Annotated in this window: 16 protein-coding genes and 1 pseudogene; 7 read left to right on the top strand and 10 right to left on the bottom strand. The window is 61.5% G+C overall.

Features of this window, described 5'->3' with window-relative positions:
• Positions 1 to 960: an AAA family ATPase gene (locus ACN6NG_RS21535; protein WP_474316114.1), complete on the bottom strand. Its 960-nt coding sequence runs from the start codon at positions 958 to 960 to the stop codon at positions 1 to 3.
• Between the two features lie 231 nt (positions 961 to 1,191).
• Here ACN6NG_RS21535 and ACN6NG_RS21530 point away from each other — a divergent pair, with 231 nt between their 5' ends.
• Positions 1,192 to 2,460 (top strand): T6SS phospholipase effector Tle1-like catalytic domain-containing protein, encoded by a 1,269-nt coding sequence (locus tag ACN6NG_RS21530; RefSeq protein WP_474316112.1) that lies wholly within the window; start codon positions 1,192 to 1,194, stop codon positions 2,458 to 2,460.
• Positions 2,461 to 2,574: 114 nt separating this feature from the next.
• Here the strand turns inward: ACN6NG_RS21530 and ACN6NG_RS21525 are convergent, their stop codons facing one another.
• The 6 genes and pseudogenes from ACN6NG_RS21525 to ACN6NG_RS21500 all read right to left on the bottom strand — a co-directional run bounded on the left by ACN6NG_RS21525 (position 2,575) and on the right by ACN6NG_RS21500 (position 9,006).
• On the bottom strand, positions 2,575 to 3,777 hold the full coding sequence (locus ACN6NG_RS21525; RefSeq protein ID WP_474316109.1) for an MFS transporter: 1,203 nt from the start codon (positions 3,775 to 3,777) through the stop codon (positions 2,575 to 2,577).
• 56 nt (positions 3,778 to 3,833) lie between these two features.
• Positions 3,834 to 5,048, bottom strand: coding sequence for a benzoate/H(+) symporter BenE family transporter (locus ACN6NG_RS21520; protein WP_063425082.1), 1,215 nt, complete (start codon positions 5,046 to 5,048; stop codon positions 3,834 to 3,836).
• Between the two features lie 98 nt (positions 5,049 to 5,146).
• The gene (locus ACN6NG_RS21515; protein WP_063425084.1) at positions 5,147 to 6,034 is read right to left on the bottom strand and encodes a dihydrodipicolinate synthase family protein; all 888 of its coding nucleotides are present in this window, start codon (positions 6,032 to 6,034) and stop codon (positions 5,147 to 5,149) included.
• A gap of 44 nt (positions 6,035 to 6,078) precedes the next feature.
• Entirely contained in the window at positions 6,079 to 6,861 is a 783-nt protein-coding gene (locus ACN6NG_RS21510) for an aldolase (RefSeq protein ID WP_012271240.1), read from the bottom strand.
• A gap of 351 nt (positions 6,862 to 7,212) precedes the next feature.
• On the bottom strand, positions 7,213 to 7,614 hold the full coding sequence (locus tag ACN6NG_RS21505) for a hypothetical protein (protein WP_442119512.1): 402 nt from the start codon (positions 7,612 to 7,614) through the stop codon (positions 7,213 to 7,215).
• Positions 7,607 to 9,006, bottom strand: a pseudogene (locus ACN6NG_RS21500) (PAAR domain-containing protein). Before ACN6NG_RS21500 ends, ACN6NG_RS21505 begins: the two are co-directional and overlap by 8 nt.
• Before the next feature lie 323 nt (positions 9,007 to 9,329).
• Between ACN6NG_RS21500 and ACN6NG_RS21495 the strand changes: the two are divergent.
• Positions 9,330 to 9,770: a GNAT family N-acetyltransferase gene (locus ACN6NG_RS21495; RefSeq protein ID WP_353456906.1), complete on the top strand. Its 441-nt coding sequence runs from the start codon at positions 9,330 to 9,332 to the stop codon at positions 9,768 to 9,770.
• A gap of 1,084 nt (positions 9,771 to 10,854) precedes the next feature.
• On the opposite strand, the gene mtlD is transcribed toward ACN6NG_RS21495, so the two are convergent.
• Positions 10,855 to 12,999, bottom strand: a complete 2,145-nt coding sequence (mtlD, locus tag ACN6NG_RS21490; protein WP_474316104.1) for a bifunctional mannitol-1-phosphate dehydrogenase/phosphatase — start codon at positions 12,997 to 12,999, stop codon at positions 10,855 to 10,857.
• 385 nt (positions 13,000 to 13,384) lie between these two features.
• Between mtlD and ACN6NG_RS21485 the strand changes: the two genes are divergently transcribed.
• Positions 13,385 to 13,681: a DUF3144 domain-containing protein gene (locus tag ACN6NG_RS21485; protein WP_197899188.1), complete on the top strand. Its 297-nt coding sequence runs from the start codon at positions 13,385 to 13,387 to the stop codon at positions 13,679 to 13,681.
• 25 nt (positions 13,682 to 13,706) lie between these two features.
• Here the strand turns inward: ACN6NG_RS21485 and ACN6NG_RS21480 are convergent, their stop codons facing one another.
• The gene (locus tag ACN6NG_RS21480) at positions 13,707 to 14,600 is read right to left on the bottom strand and encodes a LysR family transcriptional regulator (protein WP_474316101.1); all 894 of its coding nucleotides are present in this window, start codon (positions 14,598 to 14,600) and stop codon (positions 13,707 to 13,709) included.
• A 147-nt stretch (positions 14,601 to 14,747) separates the two neighbouring features.
• Here ACN6NG_RS21480 and ACN6NG_RS21475 point away from each other — a divergent pair, with 147 nt between their 5' ends.
• The 4 genes from ACN6NG_RS21475 (at position 14,748) to ACN6NG_RS21460 (ending at position 19,941) form a co-directional block, all read left to right on the top strand.
• A complete protein-coding gene (locus tag ACN6NG_RS21475; protein ID WP_081238009.1) occupies positions 14,748 to 15,827 on the top strand; it encodes a 4-oxalomesaconate tautomerase in 1,080 nt (359 codons plus the stop codon).
• Between the two features lie 71 nt (positions 15,828 to 15,898).
• Entirely contained in the window at positions 15,899 to 17,215 is a 1,317-nt protein-coding gene (locus tag ACN6NG_RS21470) for a dicarboxylate/amino acid:cation symporter (RefSeq protein ID WP_019472889.1), read from the top strand.
• Positions 17,216 to 17,338: 123 nt separating this feature from the next.
• Positions 17,339 to 18,643, top strand: a complete 1,305-nt coding sequence (locus ACN6NG_RS21465; RefSeq protein WP_197899190.1) for a CitMHS family transporter — start codon at positions 17,339 to 17,341, stop codon at positions 18,641 to 18,643.
• Positions 18,644 to 18,687: 44 nt separating this feature from the next.
• Positions 18,688 to 19,941 carry an OprD family porin gene (locus ACN6NG_RS21460; RefSeq protein WP_353456535.1) on the top strand — a complete coding sequence of 418 codons (1,254 nt, stop codon included), beginning with the start codon at positions 18,688 to 18,690 and terminating at the stop codon, positions 19,939 to 19,941.
• Between the two features lie 58 nt (positions 19,942 to 19,999).
• Here the strand turns inward: ACN6NG_RS21460 and ACN6NG_RS21455 are convergent, their stop codons facing one another.
• The gene (locus tag ACN6NG_RS21455) at positions 20,000 to 20,248 is read right to left on the bottom strand and encodes a CsbD family protein (RefSeq protein WP_063425100.1); all 249 of its coding nucleotides are present in this window, start codon (positions 20,246 to 20,248) and stop codon (positions 20,000 to 20,002) included.
• Positions 20,249 to 20,440 lie beyond the last annotated feature (192 nt).

Below are 20,440 nucleotides of genomic sequence, written 5' to 3'. Positions count from 1 at the left end.
TCAGGCAACGGCGACGACGTCGAGGATGCGCTGGACCACGCGGTCCTGGTCGATCCCCGCCGCCTCGGCCTCGAACGACAGGATGATGCGGTGGCGCAGCACGTCGAACAGCACGGCCTGGATGTCTTCTGGGCTGACGAAGTCGCGCCCGGCCAGCCAGGCGTGGGCACGCGCACAGCGGTCCAGCGAGATGGAACCGCGTGGGCTGGCGCCGTAGGCGATCCAGTCGGCCAGCTCGGTGTCGAACTTGGCCGGGGTGCGGGTGGCCATCACCAGTTGTACCAGGTATTCCTCCACCGCGTCGGCCATGTACAGGCCGAGGATTTCCTTGCGCGCGGCAAAGATGGCCTGCTGGCTGACCCGGCGCTCGGGCTTGGTTTCGCCGCCCAGCGCTTCGCCACGGGCCTGCGCCAGGATACGCCGCTCCACCGCAGCGTCGGGGAAGCCGATTTTTACGTGCATCAGGAAGCGGTCGAGCTGGGCTTCGGGCAGTGGGTAGGTACCCTCCTGCTCGATCGGGTTCTGCGTGGCCATGACCAGGAACAGCGGCGACAGGACGTAAGTGCTGCGGCCCACGCTGACCTGGCGTTCGGCCATGGCTTCGAGCAGTGCCGACTGCACCTTGGCCGGGGCGCGGTTGATTTCGTCGGCCAGCACCAGGTTATGGAAGATCGGCCCCTGCTGGAACACGAAGCTGCCGGTTTCCGGGCGGTAGATTTCAGTACCGGTGATGTCGGCCGGGAGCAGGTCGGGGGTGAACTGGATGCGATGGAACTGCGCCTCGATGCCTTCGGCGAGTTCTTTGATGGCCTTGGTCTTGGCCAGGCCCGGGGCACCTTCGACCAGCATGTGGCCGTCGGCCAGCAGCACGATCAACAGCCGTTCGACCAGTTTCTCCTGGCCTAGGATCTGCGAAGAAAGAAAGGTGCGCAGCGCGGTCAGCGCTTCACGGTGTTCCATCGGTGACGGTTCCTGGTATGGGGCCGCAGGCGGGGCTGGAGGCAGCTGCCCTGGCAAGGGGTGATACTTTAATCCATCCGGGGGGGTGGCGACCAATGGCGGCTTGGAAATTTATCCGGCCCTGGGCCATGCAAGTACAGAAATGTCCTGCAAATGGCTGGCCATAGGCTGATGTTCAGCGGCGGCGCCCTGGCGCCTGCTTGTGTTTTTGACGCAAGCAGGAGCACAACGATGATCTTGAGATTTGGCGTGTTTTTCGATGGCACCGGTAATAACCAGCACAATGTGATGCCGACAGAGTCGAATGGCGGCAAGGGCGCCAGTTATACCAATGCCTTGAGCAATGTGGCCCTGTTGCACGCGCTTTATCCGGCAGAGGGGCCGAGCGGCGACGGCGCCATGGCGATTCTCAGCCGTTATGTCGAGGGGGTGGGAACCCTGGAGGGCGCTGAGGATCATGCGTATGCCTCGGCCACCGGGCGCGGGCGCACCGGCGTCGAAGCGCGAGTCACCGAGGCATTGGAGGGTATCGCCGGGCAGCTGCGGGATTGGGCGCACGCCCATCCGCTCGCAAGATTCGAGGGGGTCGAGTTCGACTTGTTCGGCTTCAGCCGCGGTGCGGCGGCGGTGCGTCATCTGGCGAATCTGCTGCACGACGACGGCGCCAGGCTGCTGGCAGTACCGTGCAGTATCACGATCAATTTCATAGGCCTGTTCGACACCGTGGCCGCGATCGTTGCGCCGTTGCAGGGCGATTTCGACCCTGCCGACGAGCGCCATGGCGGCTTGCGCCTGGGCCTGGGTGAGGGTATTGCCCGGCACGTGGTGCAATTGGTGGCCGGGGATGAGCAGCGGCACAACTTCCCATTGGTGAGCAGCGGTCACGACATCGTGTTGCCGGGTGTGCATTCGAATATTGGTGGTGGTTACCCGAACAGTACGCAAGAGCAGGTACTCCTGTGCAAACCGCAGTCACAGCGTGTGCCGCTGCGCATCCGCGCTGAACAGACCCGCGTGTACAGCACAGTCAGCGCCTTGGTGACGTCGGCGTTTGGCGGCCTTGGCGCGCGGGTGATTACCTGGGAAGAAGCGATTGCCGGTGGGCGGCCTGATGAGGCGCAAAAGCAGGTGTATGCAGCGGTGTACCGGGAGCGGGAGGTGGCGGGTCAGCTTTCACGGGTTTACCTGAGTGTCATGCGCGCGCTGGCGGTGCGTGCGGGGGTGCCGTTTGGGCCGTTGGGCGGGCAGGCTGAGCATGGGTTGCCGTTTGAATTGCTGGAAATCAGCCGCAAGTTGCATGCGTTTGCCCTGGGTGAATGTGAGCAGCCGCGGTTGAACGAGGATGAGCAGCGGTTGTTGCGTGACAGGTATGTGCACGCCTCGGCAAACTGGAATGCGCTGAAGGGGTTGCGTAACAGTGTGCTGGATGTGCTGTTCATCAATCGGCCAGCGGCAGGCGGGCGAGTGGTGCATGCGAACCCGGTAGCTTTACCAACCTGAACCGGCCTCATCGCCGGCAAGCCGGCTCCCACACGGATCGCGCCGCACTCAAGAAGTGTGGAGTCCTGTGGGAGCTGGTTTGCCGGTGAAAGGGCTGCTAAGCAGCCCTAGGGTCTAAGCCAGCTGGCGACGCTTACTGGCTAAATACGCCTCCTGCGCCAGGGTCAGCAGCACGGTCAGCAGCATGAACACCACCGAAGCGATGAAGATGCCCTCAGGCAGGCGCTGGTCGAGCATCCAGCCGAACGCAATCGGCCCGATGGCGCCGCCGATATTGAAGCCGGTCGAGACCAGCCCGAAGGTTTTGCCCTCGGCACCACGTGGCGCTGCTGCCTTGACCAGCATGTCCCGCGATGGTGCGATGACCCCGGTCAGCAAGCCGATGGCCCCCAGCACCCCCACCAATGCCCAGCCCTGCACCAGCCCCAGCGCCACCAGCGTCGTCAGCGCCGCCGCCAGGGCAAAGGCCATGGCGGCCACCAGGCCATGGCGGCGGGTGCGGTCAGCCAAGGCCCCGCCGCACAAGACGCCCACTGCACTGCACAGCAGAAAGGCCGTGAGCGCCGTATTCGCCCAGGCCAGGGTCAGGCCTTGGCCCTGGACCAGGGCGGCTACGGAGAACTTCTCGATGGCACTGGTACTCAGGTTCAGCAGGATGAACAGCACCGTCAACACGCCGATCATCGGCGTGAGCAAGCGCACGCGGCCCGGCGCAGCGGCAGCCCCAGCGCCACTTGTGCGGCCATGCCCGGGTACCTGATAGACACCGCTGCCTGGCACCGAGATCAGCAGCAGAGCGGCAACACCCACCACTGCACCCGCTGCCAAGGCTGCCTGTGTATCGAACGCGGCGGCAATGCCGAGAAACACCGCTGGCGTTACCGCCGAACCGAGGAAACCGGCGAAGGTATGGATCGAAAACGAGCGCCCCAGGCGGCCTTGCTCGATGCCGTTGGCCAGCAACGCGTAATCGGCAGGGTGGTAAACGCCATTGGCCAGGCCCGCCATGGCCATTGTTACCAGCAACACCGCATAGCCGGGGCTGACCGCCAGCAGCAGGAAACTGAGGCTGCCCAGCAATAACCCTGCCTTGAGCACCTTGCGCGCACCGTAGTGGTCGACGGCATAGCCCAGCGGTGCCTGCACCAGGGCAGAGACAATGTTGAACACCGCCAGGGCTACGCCAAGCTCGACGAACCCCACGCCCAGCAAGCCGGGGAGGACGGGCAGCAATGCCGGGATCAGCATGATGTGCACATGGCTGACGAAGTGCACGGCAGCAATTTGTGTAAGTAGCTTGGGGCCAGCGTGGGGCATGTCGATACCTGTCGAACGGCTTGGGCACATGGCGCAGGGTAAGGGGGGGCAAGCTTTTACCGGGGTGAGCGGTTGACGCGAGGCAGGCGCCCGTTCAGCAGGGCATAGGCCAGCAGGCCAATGACCAGCCCCCAGAAGGCTCCGCCAATGCCGAACAGGCTGATGTTGGCCGCCGCCGCCAGGAAGGTGATCAGTGCGGCTTCGCGCGAGCGGGCATCGGCCATTGCGCTGGCCAGGCTGCCTCCGATGGTGCCCAGCAGGGCAAGGCCGGCCAGGGTGGTGATGAAGGTACCCGGCAGGGCCATGAACACACTCGCCAGGGTGACCCCGAACACCCCCACGAGGATGTAGCAGACACCGGCAGCAATCCCCGCCACCCAGCGCTTGCCCGGGTCTTCATGGGCTTCCTTGCCGGTGCAGATGGCCGCGGTGATGGCGGCGATGTTGAAGGCGTGTGAACCGAATGGAGCCATCAGCAACGAGCCCAGGCCGGTGACCGCGACAATCGGGTTGGCGCTGGTCTTGAAGCCGTCGTTGCGCAGCACCAGCATGCCGGGCATGTACTGGCCGGTGAGGGTGATCAGGAACAAGGGCAGGGCCACGCTGAGGGCAGCGTTGAGGGAGAAGGTAGGCGCCGTGAACACCGGTGCGGCGAACTCCAGGCGCAGCGTTGCCAGGCCTGCTTGCCCCTGCAGCAGCAGGTAGCCCAGCCCCAGTATCAGAATGCCGACCACGGCGTAACGGGCGGTGAAGCGTTTGAAGGCCACGTAGGCCACAATCAGCAGCCCTGCCAGGGCCGGGTCGACCGACAGGCCGGCAAAGGCGCCGATGCCGAACTGCAGCAGAATACCCGCCAGCAATCCGGCCGCCACGCCTCCGGGGATGACCCGCACCAGGCGCTCGAAGCACCCGGTCAGCCCTAGCACCACGAAGCCGGCGGCCGACAACAAGTAGGCACCGATGGCTTCGCTGTAAGGCACGGTGGCCAGGGCCGTGACCAAAAATGCGGCTGCCGGCGTGGACCAGGCGGTGATCACCGGCTCGCGGCTGTACCAGGACAGCACCAGGCCGCTGAGGCCGACACCGATCGACACGGCCCAGACCCAGGATGAAGTCAGCTCCGGGCTCAACCCGGCAACCTTGGCGGCCTGGAACACCAGGATGAAGGTGCCGCCATAGTTGACGATGACTGAAACGAGCCCCGCCACCACAGGGTGGAGGATGTCTGTCAGCCGCAATGGCGTTGAAGGTGTGTGTGCAGGCGCGTCCATGGTTGCCTCTGGTCAAAAGTCAGGTACAGGCACAGCACCAGGCTGTTCCTGCAAAAAACGATTCCCGGCAGCGTTATGCCGCCGGGCGGGTTTCACGGTTAATTGGCCAGTTCGGCCAGCAGGCCTTTCAGGTAAGTGCTGCCTTGGGCATCCAGCGGCTGCAGGGGCAGGCGTGGTGCGCCGACATCCTGGCCGAGCATTTTCAGGCCGGCCTTGATGGTGGTGGGCAGGCCGCGGCGGGTGATGTACTCCAGCAGCTCGTACTGGCGGTAGAACAGCGCGCGGGCTTCGGCAAGGTCGCCGTGCTGCACGGCATCCCACAGCGCCAGGTTCAGTGCCGGGATCAGGTTGGGTGCGGCGGTGCACCAGCCGGTGGCGCCGGCCACCAGCGCTTCCAGGGTCAGCGGGTTGCAGCCGTTGTAGAACGCCACCTGGCCATCGGTGGCCTTGTACAGGCGGTGCATGCGCTGAATGTCACCGGTGCTTTCCTTGACCATGGTCACATTGGGCACCTCGCCGAGGATGCGCAGGATCAGTTCAACCGACAGGTCAGTGCCGCTGGTACCTGGGTTGTTGTAGAGCATGATCGGGATGTCGATGGCCGCGCCGACAGCCTTGTAGTGGGCGATCACTTCGGCTTCGGTAAGTTTCCAGTAGGAAATGGGCAGCACCATCACTGCCGTGGCGCCGCAGGCCTGCGCCAGGCGCGCGCGCTGCACGGTACGGGCGGTGGTCAGGTCGGAAACGCTGACCACGCTGGGCACGCGGCCGGCAATCCGTGCCTGGCTGAAGCGCACCACGGTTTCCCATTCGCTGTCGGACAGGTAGGCCCCTTCGCCGGTGCTGCCCAGCGGTGCGATGGCGTGCACGCCGTCTGCGATCAGGCTGTCGATGGATGTACCCAGGGCATCCAGGTCGAGCGTGCCGTCAGCCGTGAAGGGAGTGATGGTGTAACCGATAACGCCGCGAATTACAGGTGTAGACATGACCAGGCACCTCTGCCGTTGTTGAGGAAAGAGTACAGCTTCGATCAGCCCAGGCAGTCGCCGTGGGCACGCAAGGCCCGGCGTGCGTAGTAGCTGAACGCGGCGCCGTGACGTTTGGGGGTGGAGATCCAGTCGTGGGCTTCTTTGCCCAGTGCTTCGGGGATGGGGCGGATGTCACCGGCGCCCATGGCCAGCAATTGCATCTTTGCTGCGCGCTCGAACAGCAGGGCAAGTACGCAGGCTTCTTCGATCGAGCCACCGGCAATCAACAGGCCGTGGTGCGAAAGCAGGATCGCACGCTTGTCACCGATCGCCTTCGCGATGATTTCACCTTCCTCGTTGCCCACCGGCACGCCTGGCCATTCCTTGAGGAATGCGCAGTCATCGAACAACGGGCACAGGTCCATGTGCGAAATGGCCAGCGGCACTTCCAGCATCGACAGGGCAGCGCTGTGCAGCGGGTGGGTGTGGATGATGCAGTTGACGTCAGGGCGGGCCCGGTACAGCCAGCTGTGGAAACGGTTGGCCGGGTTGGCCATGCCGCGGCCTTGCAGCACGGTGAGGTCCTCGTCCACCACCAACAGATTGGAGGCGGCGATTTCGTCGAAGCCCAGGCCCAGTTGCTGGGTGTAGTAGGTGCCAGGCTCCTGCGCACGTGCTGTGATCTGCCCGGCCAGGCCAGAGTCGTGGCCGCCGTCGAACAGGATGCGGCAGGTGAGGGCAAGCTTTTGCCGGGCGGTGTAGGTGTTGTCGGCCAGGGCCGTCAGCATCTGCTGCTGGGCGAGTTTGACGAGCTGGTCCTTGGGGGTGTGCATGGTGGTCGTCATGGGCGGTACCTGCATGGGAAAGGGCTGGCGTTGGCTGATCGTCGTGATGGCGTTGCCAGGACACATGGCGATCTTAATGACACGTTGTGTCATTTGCAAGCATTGTGTCATCCCGTGGGTACGCTATCAGTGGCTTTTTTGGAGGTTACCGATCAGGTAGAGGCTGTTCGGTCATAATCATCGGTATGCTGGTCGAGTGTCGCTGTCGATGGACAACGTATTCGTCATGGCGATGATTTTCTGGAGTAGATAGTGATCGAGGGCGCACAGTTGGGGCGGTTTTTGAACAGCGACGACAAGTCGGTGGGAAAGGAGGAAGACCCGCGACTACGGGTCTGACCTGCAAAATGCCTATCTCGCGTCCGAGAGTTCAACGAGGGTATAAGCAACAATCATCCAAGCACAACCAAGTAGTGTTAGCCAGGTAGCAAGAGCTAACTTGAATTTTAATTTCGCAGGGAAATGCTTCAATTCATCAGCATCTAGCTTACCTCTGCGTAATGCCAAGCCCGGAAATGTTATCAACCCAGCGATCATGCACATCAGCATCCATCGCCATTTCAATCGTCGCCTATCCCTCGTCTGCTTCATAGATTCAATGTAGGGGTTACTTTGAATCGCCGAGCATGCAACATCGTAATCCTTCCTTAGCATAAGGAAGGCAAGGATCGCCGGGCCAGGCAGTCCAATGATAAATGGCCCTATTACCAGTAATATCTTCGCCGAGACCGGCCAATCGTTGATGTCAATCACGCGTAGCCTCGTAGATGAACTCTCCTGCCGACTCACCCAGCTTCTCCCCTACGAGGCCGCCGGCGGCCCCACCAGCCCCGACAAGCAAAATCACGCACACCGGAACGCTGACTCCGGCGGTCCCTACCGCAAAAGCTGCGCACAGTGTTCCGGCGGTTAATCCAGCTCCAGTAGAAGCGAGCGTGCTTAATCCAAGGCTACCGGCAAAACTACTTGTTTCTGTCATTCGAATCTTTTTACACGCCTCTGTCTCGCCCGCCCGGCAAACCTCCTGAACGTTCATGTAGGACGAAGTCCCTCCTAGTCCAACCGCAGCATATCCACCATAAGCAAGGTACTTGCTAAGTTTGGCAACCTTATCCAGATGCGTCGCATACCCCGGAATCTGCCCTGGCCCGCCCGCTTTCGACCAGTGATGGACCAGACTCCTGGTCGAAATATTCAAGCTCTTCCTCAAGCGCTCATAGTTTCCAAGGTTCAACTGCTTGTTCAGAAATGCCGTTTTCAACTGTCCATCCAACTGCTGCAAAAGCCGCCGCCGCTCAGCGAAAAAAGCTGGGCTGTTCAAGTGGCCATGGCGCATGAACTCCCGCTGGTGCAACTGCTCGATGCTGGTCAATGTATGACTGACCTGTCTCAAACCTTGCCCCAAAATGTCCTTGCCGACGCCCATGGACAGGCTGGCGTTACTGAGCAAGCCGGCGATTTCGGCCTGGTGCTGCATCATGAAATCCGCTTCGGCGTAGTCGAGTACTTCCAGCGCGCGGCGCGCATGCTGGGCAGCCGCCATCAGTTCTCCCTCTTCGCGCGTGCAGGCATTTGCGTTGTCAGGATCACCGATAACGAAGATTTCCCCGCCTTGAAGCCTTGTGTAAATGTCGGATTGAGCCGCTGCAACCGGGAGATCGGCAACGTGGCATCGTGCTCGGCCAATTGCAGAAGCACCTGGGGGAACGACATGCGTCGAGGAACTACGTAGAAGCCAGGCTCCAGCGTACTGGGCAGTGCACCTATGACGGGTTGGGAGAAGCGCTCGCGGTAGACGGTGGGTGATGGCTCGGTAAAGTGGGTTGTGGCACGCCCTGCAATGGGATACATCGACGGCAGTGCTTCATACAACGGCGCGACTACCCGATTGCTGCCTGGCGAGCACCCGCAGACAACCAGCGCCCCGTCCATGGCCACCCGCTGGCCATCGGAAATAAAGTGATCCACACCCTCAGCGACAGTTCCCACCTGCCCACAAAGAGGGCATGGCGTGGTGTGGTCGCCTTCACGGAGCACCATTCTGCCTTCGTCGAGATAGCCGGCCCCCGTTGCAATGCAGATGGCACCCGTGGTGGTCACATCGCCATCTACAGCCTGACCTAAGCCCTCTAGACTGACGCGCATAAAACAAACTCCCTGTGTATGGTTCAGGTTGGAAACCTAACACCAGTAAGGGATATCCGGTTGGCTTCAGTCTAAATTCAGAAACTTCTTACAAGTTATCGGAATTATATTTTCTGGAGTGCAAGCAGATGTTTCTTTGTGGCGAAACTTAACTTCTAAAGCATAATTTCGAGATGCCTGATTGTAGGTAATCACCCGACGAACTGACTGTTTTGCATCCCTTTTGCGACACATGGCCGCTCCTGCACGGCTGCCGAGGTTACAGGCATGCGTGGTACGTTCTGGTAACAAACCCACTAAGTTGCTATTGATACGAGGAAGAAATGGCTCTGGAATCACACATGCGGCTCGCCCGGCGAGCCGATCTCAATGCGCTCTTTGATCTTGATGTCATCGCGCAGCGCGAAGAGCACCGGCGGGAATGCATTGCCCACGCGGTAGCTTGCGGCCAGTGCTGGGTGGCAACGGATGCTGACGATCCTGCGCTGCTGTTGGGCTATGGCGTACTGGACACCTCATTTTTCGGGCAGGATTTCATCCCGCTCATCGTGGTGCTGGATTCGGCACGGCGCCGTGGCGTAGGCGCAGCCATTCTTCTTGGGCTGGAATCCCGGGCCCTGGGGGCCAAGCTGTTCACCTCGACCAACGCGTCGAACCTGCCGATGCAGGCGCTGCTTCAGAAGTGCGGTTTTATTGGCAGTGGCCAGGTTGAAAACCTGGATGAAGGTGACCCAGAGCTTGTTTTTGTGAAGATCAGGTCCTGATGCCTGCGAGCACACCTAAACGCTAACGCGAACACCGGCGGAGCCGGTGCCATTCATCGCGCTGGATTCTTCGCGGGTAAACCCGCTCCCACAGGTAATCGCGCAGGCTTCAGGGATATGCATTACCTGTGGGGACAACTGTCTTGCACAACACCTGAAAGCTAGCGCGATCATTGTGGGAACTGGCTTTAGCCGCGAACACCGGCGGAGCCGGTGCCATTCACCGTGTTGGATTCTTCGCGGGCATGCCCGCTCCCACAGGTAATTGCGCAGGCTTCAGGCTATGCAGTACCTGTAGGGGCAACTGTCTTGCACAGCATCTAAAAGCTAGCGCGATCATTGTGGGAGCGGGCTTGCCCCGCGAACACCGGCGGAGCCGGTGCCATTCACCGTGTTGGATTCTTCGCGGGTAAACCCGCTCTCACAGGTAATCGCGCAGGCTTCAGGGATATGCAGTACCTGTGGGTACAACTGTCTTGCACAACACCTGAAAGCTAGCGCGATCATTGTGGGAGCGGGCTTGCCCCGCGAACACCGGCGGAGCCGGTGCCATTCACCGTGTTGGATTCTTCGCGGGTAAACCCGCTCCCACAGGTAATTGCGCAGGCTTCAGGGATATGCAGTACCTGTGGGTACAACTGTCTTGCACAACACCTGAAAGCTAGCGCGATCATTGTGGGAGCGGGCTTGCCCCGCGAACACCGGCGGAGCCGGTTCCATTCACTGTGTTGGATTCTTCGCGGGTAAACCCGCTCCCACAGGTAATCGCGCAGGCTTTAGGGATATGCAGTACCTGTAGGGGCAACTGTCTTGCACAACATCTAAGAGCTGGCGCGATCACTGTGGGAGCGGGCTTGCCCGCGAACACCGGCGGAGCCGGTGCCATTCACCGCGCTGGATTCTTCGCGGGCATGCCCGCTCCCACTGGTAATCGCGCAGGCTTCAGGCATATGCAGTACCCGTGGGGACAACTGTCTTGCACAACACCTGAAAGCTGGCGCGATCACTGTGGGAGCGGCTTTAGCCGCGAACACCGGCGGAGCCGGTGCCATTCACCGCGCTGGCTTCAGGCTAATGCATTACCTCATGCGCCTATGCAAAGGCCGCCCAGCCTGCTAGCCACATCCCTTGGCGGGTACTGCCGGAAAGCGTCTGAAATGGCAGTGATCAGCTGCGTGTCCCTGATCGGGTCCAGCCCCGGAAAACGCTTGCCGTTGCAATCAACTTCATGAGTAAGCACGGCCTCGACACTGGCGTCGTTTTCCCTGTAAACCCGCCTGATGGCCTGTGCTTCCAGCGCCTTGTCGTCTTTGCAGTGCAGGGCATGGTGAATGGCCAGTGCCGCGCCAAACGCCAGCGACGGGGTTTCAATACCATGCTTGCGTGCAAGGTCGATGCTGCTGAGGATGCGTTCGTTGCGCTGAAGCTTGCGCAACGGGTCGCGCCCCACCCGGGCACAAGGGTCTTTGAACGAGGTTGCACAGCGCTCCAGGAAGGTATCGGCAAAACGGCTGACCACTTCTGCCATGTGCGGGTACTCCGCCACCAGTGCGGGCCCGACTTCCTGGCGAATCAGGCGTTCGGCCAGTTCGCTGACACGCGCATCGCCCATACCTTGGCCCACCGAGTCATGGCCCAGCAGGCTCGCGTACCAGGCAACGATGGCATGTGGGCCGTTCCACAGGCGGTTCTTGATGACCTGGATCTGGGTGATGTCAGGCACCGTCTTCACCTGGCGCAGGCGCTCGAGCAACTCGCTGCCGTGCTCTACATACAGCGGCATGTCGGGTTCGCTGTTGAACAGGATCAGGTGCAGCTGGCTCATCGCGCTGCTGGGTTGGGCAAAGGGCCTGAACCGCCCGATCAGTCGTTCGTACTCAGGCACGGGCGCTGATGCCTTGGTGGCGACTGCCGGTTCGTCTTCCAGGCTGTTCTGGAACATCTGCGACTTGATGCGCAGTTGCCGCACCAGTGCGTCGTTGCTGAGCTTGGAGACAATGCGGCTGACCACCGTTTCGGCGAAATGGGTCTTTTCCAGCACTTGCTCGCCGATGGCTGGCGGGCACAGCAATGCCAGCTCTGCCTGCACATGGCGGCGCACGAACGCGGCGCCGCCCACCTTGTTCAGCACGATCAGCAGCGTCAGCTCACGGCCACGTCGTTCGAAACGTTGCAGCAGCCCCTTGGCAATCACCTTCGCCTGGTTGCGGATGGCCTGTTCGGGCAGGCTCAGGCCGATAATTTCGGCAGTGGTGTACATGCCGATGACTGCTTCGTCATCGTCCATGTCGATCATGCGCACATTGTCGATGGTCTGGTCGAATGATGTAGCACCGTAGCGCACGCTGTAGCGGCCGAACGCATTGACGCTTTCGCGCAGCATGCGCGAGCGGGTCGCGGCGATGATTTCACGAGGCCGGGTGTAGCCATCCCAATGGGAAAACACCTGTGTCAGGTAACCACCGCCGATGGCGCCGAAGCCGTGAATGCCTACGCTGAACTGGTTCAACGAAGCCGGGAACGGCTCGCTCAATGCCGGCATGCCCAAGTCAGGTACGCACTCGCTAAGGTCGGCTAGAAACTCATGCATGCTGCGGTAGGCTTTGAGCGCGCCTGCCTTGATCTCGGCAGCGGGCGGCTTGATGTCTTCGATCAGGATCGCCTGGCCTTCGGCTCGGATGGCCGACAGCATGCCGTTCTCTGAATCCTCGACCATGAAGCACTGATCGGGTTCGCAATTGAGCGCGCGGGCGGCTTTCAGGAAAATCTCGGGGTGGGGTTTGCCCTGGCTGACTTCATCGCCACAGACAGTGATGTCGAAATACTTCAGCACATTGGCATTGATCAGGTATTCCTCGGCAATGGCACGGCGGCTGGAGGTGGCCACTGCCATGGTCAAGCCCGACTTGCGCAGGCGTTCCAGTACCTCCAGCAGGCCGGCCTTGATCGGTACGCCGTGATTGCGCACGTACTCCAGCTCAAGTTCATCCGCACGTTTGCGGATCTCGGCGTAGGGGAAGTCTTCACCGTTATGTGCCTTGGCAAGGGCTTCGGCCTTGGTCGCGCTCAGGCCCAGCGAGCCGATCAATGTGTCCTCGCTCAGCGCTTTGCCGAAGATTTCCAGCGAGGCTTGCTTCAGTGTCTTGAAGCGCAAGCGTTCGGTGTCGAAGAGGGTGCCATCCATATCGAAGATGGCGCTGAGAATCTGTTTACCTTGAAAGAAAAGCATTGGGTGTTGCCCCTTGTTATTGCGTCAGACATCCCGCCTGTAACAGGCGAATACGGTGTGAGAGCTGCAGCGTTGGCAGTCAGGTCGGAGGCACACGGTCGACAGGGGGGCGCTCAGGGGTAACGCAGAAGTAAGGCGGGGCGGAGCGGGGAGTGCAGAGCAGGTTTGCAACCTTTGAGGCGAGGCGGGCGGCTGGTTTGGCCTTGAGGTCACGCCCACTGGCTGCAGTCGATTTTGCAGGCAGTGGGCGCAAATAGCGATGGATACGTGTGATTCCAAGCATAAGGTGCTTTGCTTCCTTTTCGTCGTGGGTGATCCTTTTTCAGCCTTGCACGTATGCGCGCCGCCATGCAAGGCTTGGGCTTCCGTTACAAGGTGAACCGCAATGACCCAAGCTACCGATCAGGCCTTTTATGACCGCGCCGATGCGCACATCGACCTGGCCAACCAGCAGATTGAAAAATTCGAAGACCTGGGCAAGGTAAGTGCCTCGCTGACCTTCGGCGCCACGCGTTTCAGCGCCTGGATGAGCGCCCGCAGCTTCAAGAGCGGCGCGGAACTGGCGGCAGCCCGGGAGGAGATCCTGAAGTACTTCTGCGAGCAGTACCGGATGATGCTCGAAGACAACCTGGATGAGCACATCGAGCATTTTGACCGCCTGGTACTGGGCAAGGACGCCTGACCTCGCCTGCCTGCGCAGCGGTGACTCAGCGGTTGGGCCACTGCTGCAAAAGGATCGAAACGAACTTCTCCGCCGCAGGCGACAACGACGCGCCGCGCCGGTACACCAGCCCCAGGGTGCGTGTGACTTGCGGCTCGATCAACGGCACGCTGACCAGTGTCGGGTGATCAGCGTTGGGCATGGCCAGGCTGGGCATGGCCGACACGCCCAGCCCGGCCTCGACCATGCCCAGCGACGTCGACAGGTGTTGCACTTCGTAGAACCATTTAGGCCGCAGGTTGAGCCCGGACAACGCATGGTCCAGCAGCATGCGGTTGCCACTCAGGCGGCCGACGCCGATCATGCGGTAATCAGCCAGCTCTGTCCAGGTAACGGATGCGCGCTCCGCCAGTGGGTGATCCCGCCTGCACGCCAGCACAAAGTGCTCTTGCACCAGTGAGACAAACTCGATGTCCGGGTGCTGGCCGCTCATCATGTTGATGCCGAAGTCGGCCTCGCCGCGCAACACGGCTTCGAGCCCGTCGTTGGCACTAAGGTCCAGCAGGCGAATGCGGATTTTAGGGTACTGCTCGTTGTAATCGCGGATCACCGACGGCAGGAAGTAGAACGCTGCGGTGGGAATGCAGGCGAGGGTAACCTGGCCGGTCTGGCGCTCGGCCAGCTCGCGGATGCTGAGGATGGAGTCTTCGAAATCATCCAGCAGGCGCCTGGCCTTGGGCAGAAAGTCACGGCCCACGCTGGTCAGGCTGACCCGGCGTGTGGTGCGTTCCAGCAGCGAGGTGCCCAGGCCTTCCTCCAGCTTCTTGATCCGCCGGCTCAGGGCCGGCTGGGAAAGGTGAAGCGCCTCGGCGGCCTCGTGGAAACTACCGAGTTCGGCGATTTTGACGAAAGATCGGATATCTTGCAGCTCATATTCCATAACAAACCCTGCTACTGGCGCTGCGCCTGATTAATGTTTTAATCGCAATAATGGCTACGATATTTGCATTGGATTGATTTATCCATCCCTGTCACTCTTTTGCTCACAGCATCAATGATGTCCATTGATCAACAAGGGTGCAAAATCATGCAACGAATTCCTTGCGTCCTCATGCGCGGTGGTACCTCGAAAGGGCCGTTCTTCCACGCCTGGGACCTGCCTGCCAATGTGGTCGAACGCGACGAGTTGCTGATCAACCTGATGGGCTCTGGCCATGAGCTGGAAATCGACGGGATCGGTGGTGGCAGCCCTCAGACCAGCAAGGTGGCGATCATCAGCCCTTCTTTGCACGCCGACGCCGACGTCGACTACCTGTTCGTGCAGGTGATGGTTGCGCAGCGGCGCGTCGATACTGCCCCCAACTGCGGCAACATGCTGTGTGCCGTAGGCCCGTTCGCCATCGAACAGGGGTTGGTCAAAGGCAAGGAAGGGAAGACCCTGGTCCGCATTCGCAACCTGAACACCGGTACCTTCGTCAATTCCCTGGTAGAAACCCCAGGCGGTATCGTGCGCTACGAAGGCCGTACCGCAATCGACGGCGTACCCGGCACTGCCGCTCCGGTGCACCTGACTTTCCTCGATGCAGTCGGCAGCAAGACCGGCAAGCTGTTCCCTACCGGCCAGGCCAGGGATCTGATCGATGGTGTCCCGGTGACCTGCATCGATATGGCCATGCCGATGATGGTGGTGGAGGCCAGCCAGCTAGGTGTCACCGGCTCGGAAACCCCGGCCCAGCTAGACGCCAACAGCGAACTGCTCGAACGCCTTGAAGCATTGCGGTTGAAGGCCGGCAAGGCCATGGGCCTGGGCGATGTCAGTGGCATGGTCATCCCCAAGCCGGTACTGCTATCCAGGCCTCGCTACGACGGCACGCTGCAGGTTCGTTATTTCATGCCGCACAACTGCCATCGCGCCCTGGCGATCACTGGCGCAGTGGGGCTGGCAACTGCCTGCGTCAGCCCCGGCACGGTGATTGCCGACCTGCTGGGCGAAGGCGCGCAGCAGCTGACCGATGTCCGCCTCGAGCACCCCAGTGGCTGCATTGATATCGCCCTGACGCGCAGCGGTGCCGATGGCCAGACCATCCAGGCCTCGGTAGTACGAACCGCCCGGCGGCTCTTCTCAGGGTTCGTCTACGCCCCTACATTCCGCAGGTTGGCCGGGTAGCACCAGGCGCCGATCCAGAGCCGCACATTTGTAACAAGCGCATCCGCACAATTTCAACAATGGTGATGCCCATGAAACTCGCCAAATCGCTGTACTTCCAGATCCTCTGCGCCGTCCTGCTGGGCGTATTGGTCGGCCACTTCTGGGCGCAACAGGCCGTTGCGCTCAAGCCCCTGGGTGATGCCTTCATCAAGCTGGTCAAGATGATGATCGCCCCGGTGGTGTTCTGCACAATCGTCACCGGCATTGCCGGAATGACCGACAAGCGCTCGCTGGGGCGCCTGATGAGCAAGACGTTGCTGCTGTTTCTGGGCCTGACGGTGGTGAGCCTGGCGATTGGCCTGGCGGCGGTCTACCTGTTCAAACCCGGTGTGGGCATGAACATCGACCCCGCCACCCTCAGCACCGAAGGCCTCAGCCAGTACACCGCCTCGGCCGCCAAGCTGGGCGTGGTCGATTTCTTCATGCACATCATTCCCGATACGTTCATCGGTGCCTTCAACAAGGGCGAAGTATTGCCGGTGCTGTTCATCGCCGTACTCAGCGGCTTTGCCCTGTCGTCCATGGGGGACAAGGGCAAGCCAGTGCTGGATGTGCTGGAATCTGCCTCGACCATGGTGTTCCGCATTTTTGGTTACCTGATGCGCTTTGCGCCGGTGGGTGCCTTTGGTGCGCTGGCCTTTACCGTCGGGCAGTACGGCATCACCTCGCTCGGTGCCCTGGCCAAGCTGGTAGGTACGCTGTACATCGCCTGTGCGTTCTTTGTACTGGTCGTACTGGGTGGCATCTGCCGGGCCCATGGTTTCAGCCTGTGGAAACTGCTGCGCTATTTCCGCGAGGAATTCCTGGTGGTGCTGGGTACTTCGTCCACCGAGCCCGTGCTGCCGCGCATGCTGGAAAAGCTCGAGAAGCTGGGCTGCAAGAAGGGTGTAGTAGGCCTGGTGTTGCCAACCGGGTACTCGTTCAACCTTGATGGCACAGCCATCTACCTGTCGCTGGCGGCCATCTTCATCGCCCAGGCCTGCAACATCGACATCACCCTGGGGCAGACGCTGACCATGCTGGCGATCATGTTGCTGTCGTCCAAGGGCGCCGCCGGGGTGACAGGCAGTGGTTTCGTTGCCCTGGCCTCGACCCTGACCGTGATTCACGACATTCCGCTGGCTGGCCTGGCGCTGCTGATCGGTATCGACCGCTTCATGTCCGAAGCTCGGGCCCTGACCAGCCTTGCCAGCAATGCGGTGGCCACCGTGGTGATCTCGCTGTCCGAGAATGCCTGTGAGCGGGAGACCCTGTTGCGCGCACTCAATGGTGAGCAACCGGTACAGCCAGACTGTGCTGCACCCGAACCGGCCGCCTGGCCCGCCGAGCCAAGCCGCCACGGCTGAACCCCGTTCGCACTACTGAACATTGACTTAAAATTCCACTCAGCGTCGCAGCGATGCCGAGTGGGGTTGGAGGCTGCCTGCCCGGCGGGCGGCCACGCACAATAAAAACAAGAGAGAAAGACCATGCTCGCACTCCTGGGCCTGATCATGGTGGTGACGTTCACCTACCTGATCATGAGCAAGCGCCTGTCGCCTATCGTTGCGCTGACCGTTGTCCCGATCGTCTTCGCCGTCATCGGCGGCTTTGCCCCCGAACTGGGCAAGATGATGCTCGACGGCCTGAAGATGGTCGCGCCATCGGCAGCCTTGCTGTTGTTTGCCATCCTGTTCTTCGGCCTGATGATCGATGCCGGCCTGTTCGATCCGCTCATCCGCAAGATCCTCAAGCGGGTGAACGGCGACCCGGTCAAGATCGCCATCGGCACTGCACTGCTGTCGCTTCTGGTGGCGCTGGACGGTGACGGCACGACCACCTACATGATCACCTGTGCCGCCATGCTGCCACTCTACAAACGTATCGGCATGAACCCGATGATCCTGGCCACGGTGTCGATGCTGTCGCTGAGCATCATGAGCGGCTTGAGCCCCTGGGGCGGGCCAGCCACGCGGGCCATCGCCGCACTTGGGCTGGACGCCAGCGAGTACTTCATCCCGATGCTGCCGACCATGATCGGCGGTGCGGCCTGGGTGGTGTTCACGGCCTTCCTGCTGGGGCGTACCGAACGCCGCCGTATCGGCAACATCGCCCTGCAGGCCGGCGGTGGCAACTGTTACATCAAGGAAATCCTCGGCGACAACCCGTGCAAACGCCCGCGGCTGGCCTATGTAAACCTGTTGCTGGTAATCGCCGTCATGACCGCGCTGGTGATGGGGCTGATGCATGCCGCCATCCTGTTCATGATCGGCTTCGTCGCCGCGCTGATGATCAACTACCCACAGCTGGACCTGCAGAAGGAGCGCATTCTGGCGCATTCGGGCAACGCCATGACCGTGGTGCTGCTGGTGTTCGCCGCGGGTATCTTTGCCGGGATCTTCTCGGGCACCAAGATGGTCGACGCCCTGGCGCAAACCCTGGTGGACTGGATTCCGGAAGAATGGAGCCACTGGTTCCCGCTGGTGGTGGCGCTGACCAGCATGCCGCTGACCTTTGTGTTGTCCAACGACGCCTACTACTTCGGCGTGGTGCCCATCCTGGCCAACGCCGCCGCGGCTTACGGCATCGACCCGCTGGAAATCGCCCGCGCCTCGGTCCTCGGCCAGCCGGTGCACCTGATGAGCCCGCTGGTGGCTTCGACGTTGCTGCTGGTGGGCATGGTCGACCGTGACATCGGTGACTTCCAGAAGGCCACCTTCAAGTGGGCCGTGCTCACGTCATTGGTGATCACCGCCCTGGCCTTGCTCACAGGGGCGTTGTCCTTCTTCGTCTGAGCCCTGCCTGCACGCTTTCAAATAACAACAATAGAGTACCGATCATGTCCCGAGCCATGTTCCGTGGGGCCACTTGTGGCCTGCTCTGCGGCTGCCTGCCTGTTGCCGGCGCCGCCGGTTTCGTCGATGACAGCAAGCTCAAGCTGCAACTGCGCAACGTCTACTTCAACGAGAATTTCCGTGACGAGCAGGGCATGAGTGCGCGTGCTGCCGCCAGTGCCAAAAGCGAGCGGGTGGAGTGGGCCCAGGGTTTTCTGCTCGACTACCAGTCGGGCTTTACCGCCGGCACGCTTGGGGCGGGGCTCGACGCACTGGGCCTGGTCGGTATACGGCTGGACTCGGGCCGTGGGCGCAGCGGTTCCGGGCTGCTGCCGGTGCATGACGACGGCCGAGCGGCGGACGAATTCGCCAGCGCAGGTGTCACGGCGAAGGCCCGCATCGGGCAGACTGTGGTCAAGCACGGCACCTTGCTGCCCAAGACGCCGGTGCTGGTCTATAACGATGCCCGGCTGTTGCCGCAGACGTACCAGGGCACGCAGCTGACCAGCACGGATATCGAAGGGCTGACACTGACGGCGGGGCACCTGGACCGCTTCAAACAGCGTGATTCATCGGACAGCACTGGCCTGTACCTGGATGGCTATGCGGGCGGCATGTCCGGTGACTTCAACTTCGCCGGCGCCGACTATGCCGTCAGCAAACAACTGCGCCTGAGCTATTTCCATGGCCAGCTCGAGCACTTCTACCGCCAGGACTTCGCCGGCCTGCTACATGAGCTGCCGCTGGCCGGTGGCGTGCTGAGCACTGACCTGCGCTATTTCAAGAGCCGTGACAGCGGTGCCGCCTACGGCGGCGCCATCGATAACGACATGATCAGCGGGCAGGTGGCCTATGCCCATTCGGGCCATGCCCTTGGTGCCGGCTACCAAGTGCTCGACGGTGAGGCAGGGCTGCCCTATATCAGCGGAGCGACGGTGTACTCGTTCAGCAACGTCGGCATCGGCAAGTTTATCGAGCAAGACGAAAAGACCTGGATGGCAAGCTACGCCTACAACTTTGCGGTAGCAGGCGTGCCGGGCCTGACCTTCATGGCGCGATACCTGAGTGGCGACAATAGCCGCTCCGGTGCCGGGGGCATCAAGGAGTGGGAGCGTGACGCCGAGCTTGCCTACGTGGTGCAGGGCGGGCCGTTGAAAGGGCTGGGTGTGAAGCTGCGCAACTATGTCTACCGTTCGGATTTTGCCCGCGGGCGCGACAGCAACCGCCTTTACCTTACCTACGATATCGCCATCTGGTGATGGCGCGGGCCGGATGGCGTACCCGGCCCCGGCCCTGGCCCTGCTTGCGCAGCCCTGTTCAGCGGCGCAGCAGGCGAGAGACCACCAGTGTGAGGGCGGCGGTGATGGCCAGTGCGGCAACCGGTTTTTCCTTGACGAACGAAGACACCGTGTCCAGGGCATCTCCATAGGACTTGGTCAGCTGGCCTGCGGCCTGACGCCCATCGCCTTCGGCTTCCAGCGCAGGATCCTCGACCAGTCGGCCTACAGCGCTCTGCGCCTTGCCTGCAAGGTTCTCTGCAACACCTTCGATCTGTTCACGTTTCATGATGGCTTAGTTCCTTCCTGTGATCGGCTTTGGGTTAACAGCACAGGGTTAGGGCGGTGAAGGGCCGCAATGGTTCCAAGCGTCTGCTTGTCACCTGCAGATCACGCGGTGCCTTGTAGGAGCGGCCTTGTGTCGCGATCGGGCTGCGAAGCAGCCCCTGCAATGTGTGCATCATGGCTGAAACCCTGGGGC

The organism is Pseudomonas sp. TSO6 (genome assembly GCF_056098905.1).
Note: the sequence above shows the minus strand (reverse complement) of the source record. Positions and strands in the feature narration are given on the sequence as shown.

Excerpts from the sequence above, each read along its gene's own strand:
- ACN6NG_RS21535 (WP_474316114.1), bottom strand. The coding sequence starts at position 960 with ATGGAACACCGTGAAGCGCTGACCGCGCTGCGCACCTTTCTTTCTTCG.
- ACN6NG_RS21530 (WP_474316112.1), top strand. The coding sequence starts at position 1,192 with ATGATCTTGAGATTTGGCGTGTTTTTCGATGGCACCGGTAATAACCAG.
- ACN6NG_RS21525 (WP_474316109.1), bottom strand. The coding sequence starts at position 3,777 with ATGCCCCACGCTGGCCCCAAGCTACTTACACAAATTGCTGCCGTGCAC.
- ACN6NG_RS21520 (WP_063425082.1), bottom strand. The coding sequence starts at position 5,048 with ATGGACGCGCCTGCACACACACCTTCAACGCCATTGCGGCTGACAGAC.
- ACN6NG_RS21515 (WP_063425084.1), bottom strand. The coding sequence starts at position 6,034 with ATGTCTACACCTGTAATTCGCGGCGTTATCGGTTACACCATCACTCCC.
- ACN6NG_RS21510 (WP_012271240.1), bottom strand. The coding sequence starts at position 6,861 with ATGACGACCACCATGCACACCCCCAAGGACCAGCTCGTCAAACTCGCC.
- ACN6NG_RS21495 (WP_353456906.1), top strand. The coding sequence starts at position 9,330 with ATGGCTCTGGAATCACACATGCGGCTCGCCCGGCGAGCCGATCTCAAT.
- mtlD (WP_474316104.1), bottom strand. The coding sequence starts at position 12,999 with ATGCTTTTCTTTCAAGGTAAACAGATTCTCAGCGCCATCTTCGATATG.
- ACN6NG_RS21485 (WP_197899188.1), top strand. The coding sequence starts at position 13,385 with ATGACCCAAGCTACCGATCAGGCCTTTTATGACCGCGCCGATGCGCAC.
- ACN6NG_RS21480 (WP_474316101.1), bottom strand. The coding sequence starts at position 14,600 with ATGGAATATGAGCTGCAAGATATCCGATCTTTCGTCAAAATCGCCGAA.
- ACN6NG_RS21475 (WP_081238009.1), top strand. The coding sequence starts at position 14,748 with ATGCAACGAATTCCTTGCGTCCTCATGCGCGGTGGTACCTCGAAAGGG.
- ACN6NG_RS21470 (WP_019472889.1), top strand. The coding sequence starts at position 15,899 with ATGAAACTCGCCAAATCGCTGTACTTCCAGATCCTCTGCGCCGTCCTG.
- ACN6NG_RS21465 (WP_197899190.1), top strand. The coding sequence starts at position 17,339 with ATGCTCGCACTCCTGGGCCTGATCATGGTGGTGACGTTCACCTACCTG.
- ACN6NG_RS21460 (WP_353456535.1), top strand. The coding sequence starts at position 18,688 with ATGTCCCGAGCCATGTTCCGTGGGGCCACTTGTGGCCTGCTCTGCGGC.
- ACN6NG_RS21455 (WP_063425100.1), bottom strand. The coding sequence starts at position 20,248 with ATGAAACGTGAACAGATCGAAGGTGTTGCAGAGAACCTTGCAGGCAAG.